Annotated in this window: 2 protein-coding genes; one reads left to right on the top strand and one right to left on the bottom strand. The window is 33.1% G+C overall.

The genetic code is table 11. The annotated features are described in order from the left end of the window. Positions 1 to 168: 168 nt before the first annotated feature. A protein-coding gene (gene prfB, locus WOCAOBSORBRA_RS05785) for a peptide chain release factor 2 (protein WP_174516131.1) occupies positions 169 to 1,273 on the bottom strand; the annotation gives its coding sequence in 2 pieces (ribosomal slippage) (positions 169 to 1,197 and positions 1,199 to 1,273; 1,104 coding nt in all). A gap of 153 nt (positions 1,274 to 1,426) precedes the next feature. Here prfB and mgtE point away from each other — a divergent pair. Beyond that, positions 1,427 to 2,797 (top strand): magnesium transporter, encoded by a 1,371-nt coding sequence (gene mgtE, locus WOCAOBSORBRA_RS05780; protein WP_174516130.1) that lies wholly within the window; start codon positions 1,427 to 1,429, stop codon positions 2,795 to 2,797. Positions 2,798 to 2,872 lie beyond the last annotated feature (75 nt).

The raw sequence follows: 2,872 nt of genomic DNA, 5'->3' as shown, positions 1-2,872 counted from the left end.
CAGAACAATTTGATGCATCATTCTTTTTGTAAAAAACATTCCAAACTTTCTCTCCACTTTTTCTGGGTAAGGTCACTTTTCCACTGATCATATTTAATCGCCATAACTTTACTCCTACTTTAACAATATTTTAATTATCATATATTATGGCAAGAAAGTCAACCCTACCTAATTTTGCTTAGTAAGCACACTAACTATGAAACAATCTATATTACCATCAAAAACAGAATTTATATTGCCCACTTCATGTCCGGTTCTTAAATCCTTCACCATTTGATATGGATGCATAACGTACGATCTGATCTGATTACCCCAGCCTATATCGCATTTTTTACCATACTCTTCAGCCATTTTCTGTTCTTTTTTTTCCAGTTCAATTTGGTATAAACGTCCTTTAAGTAATTTTAACGCCTCATCTTTATTTCTATGTTGAGAACGACCATTTTGGCATTGAACTACAACACCAGTTGGAATATGCGTAATGCGTACTGCACTTTCAGTTTTGTTCACATGCTGACCGCCTGCTCCGGAAGCACGGTAGGTGTCGATCTTTAGATCCTTTTCATCCACAGCAATATCAATTGAATCTTCGATCACTGGAGTTACTCCTACACTTGCAAAACTGGTATGACGTTTACCATTTGCATCAAATGGCGATATTCTAACCAGCCTGTGAATTCCACTTTCACTTTTTGCCCACCCATAAGCTTTTTCTCCAACGATTTTTATCATTGCAGACTTTATACCAACTGACTCTCCTTCTAATTTTTCTACAACTTCAACTTTAAAGTTGTGATAAATTTCTGCCCACCTTATATACATGCGCATCAGCATTTCAGCCCAATCATTGCTCTCTGTTCCACCAGCTCCTGAGTGGATTTCTAAAAAGCAGTTATTGTTATCTGCTTCACCAGTAAATAAGGATTCTGTCTCTTTAAGTTTGATTAATTTCTCTAGCTTAGCTAATTCACTTTCAACTTCAGAGAAAAATTCTTCATCATTCTCATCAATAGCAGACTTCATTAAGCTAATGGCATCGTTGTAATCGCTTTCCAGCTTTAAAAACGACTCCACGTCATTCTTAATTTTAGAACGTTCTTTTAAAATTTCTTGTGCTTTTTGGTTATCTTGCCACAGATCATCATTCGACGCTTGGGAGTCAAGCTCTTCAAGACGCAACTTTAATTTTTCTATGTCAAAGACACCTCCTGATAAGAGAAATACTTTTATTTAAGCTTTGAAAGTGTTCAAGAATTTCTGGATAAGTTTTCATTATACTTTAGATTTTAATATATTTACTATCAATAACAATAACAGTAAACAAAATAGAAATTTAACCATATGATAGTTAATTTAAATAATTTCATTATACTTTAATGTTTAAGGAAATCAAGTGTGTATATTTATTAAAAAATAAGGTAAAGTAATGAATATTAAAATAAGTTCTCATTATGGTTTAGACAAAAAGGCTATTGATGACTTAATAGAGTCACTTGATAACGATGAGCTAGAAAATGTTTGTAATATTGTAAAAACGATAGATAGCGTTCAGTTAGCTTATTTTTTATCTACTTCGATCAGTGATCACAGGGAGAAATTAGTTAATATCCTCGATCAACATTTGTTAAGTGATGCCCTAGTGCATGTAGTGCCAGATTTACAAATAGAGATCATAGAAACATTGGGAATAGAAAATACAGCAAAGTTACTAATGCTCCTTGATGTAGAGGATGTAGTAACCATAGTGAAAGATTTGGATAGAAAGTCTGTAGAAAATATACTTTACTATTTGCCCAGCAAAACTCAGAAATCAGTAGAGGAGTTGCTATCATACCCAGAAGAAAGTGCAGGAAGGTTAATACATAAAGATATGGTTATAGCTCCATATTATTGGACAATAAATCAACTGACAGAATTTGTGTGCAACTATAAAAAAATACCAGAAAGATTTCACCAGATATTCATTATCAACTCAAAATTAGAGCCTATAGGCAGTGTTAATTTAAATAAGGTAATATCTCACTCAGGAGACACAATAATAAAAGAGATAATGGATCATGACATAAAAATCATTAAAACTGGAGTAGACCAAGAGGAAGTAGCAAGAATATTTAAAGATTACTCTCTATTATCAGCTCCGGTAGTAAATAAGAATGGTAAAATTATTGGTGTGATCTTAATTGAAGATGTGATAAAAGTTGTTCAACAAGAAACAGAAGAGGATGTACTCAAAATAAGCGGTGTATCTTCTAAAGCCGATATAAATGCCCCTATACATAAAACTATAATTAAAAGGCTACCTTGGTTACTGTTTAACCTCTTAGCTGCAACAATGTGTTCCATAGTAGTTGGCTTTTTCGATGATGTAATAAAAAGTTTTATAATACTGCCAATAATCATGCCGATAATTGCATCAATGAGCGGAAATGCAGGATCCCAAACAGTAACGCTAACCATCCGGGCAATCGCAACAAAATATCTAACTGAGCAAAATGCAAAAAGAGTACTGATGAAAGAATTTTTAATAGGTCTTACAAACGGGGTGATCTTATCTACTATTTCATTAATAGTATTAGCAATAAGATTTCACAGCTTCAAAGTGGAGATGATTTTTGTGGTCTCCATGATTATGATGTCAATTATTGCAACGTTTATCGGAACTTTCATTCCTATAATGCTTCACCGTTTAAAGTCTGACCCTGCTGTTTCTTCTTCAATCCTAACATCGGCAACAACTGATATTCTCTCAGCTCTTATATTTCTTGGTTTAGCTACGATCTTTTTATTAAATAGCTGATACTATAGTATTTTCTAAAATGAATGATAAATTTCCATTATGGTATTACCAACCAAAAGTTGTAAGTCTGTATAT

This window comes from Wolbachia endosymbiont of Cardiocondyla obscurior (assembly GCF_902713635.1).
Classification (GTDB): Bacteria; Pseudomonadota; Alphaproteobacteria; order Rickettsiales; family Anaplasmataceae; genus Wolbachia; species Wolbachia pipientis.
This window is presented reverse-complemented; position numbering and strand designations above follow the sequence as displayed.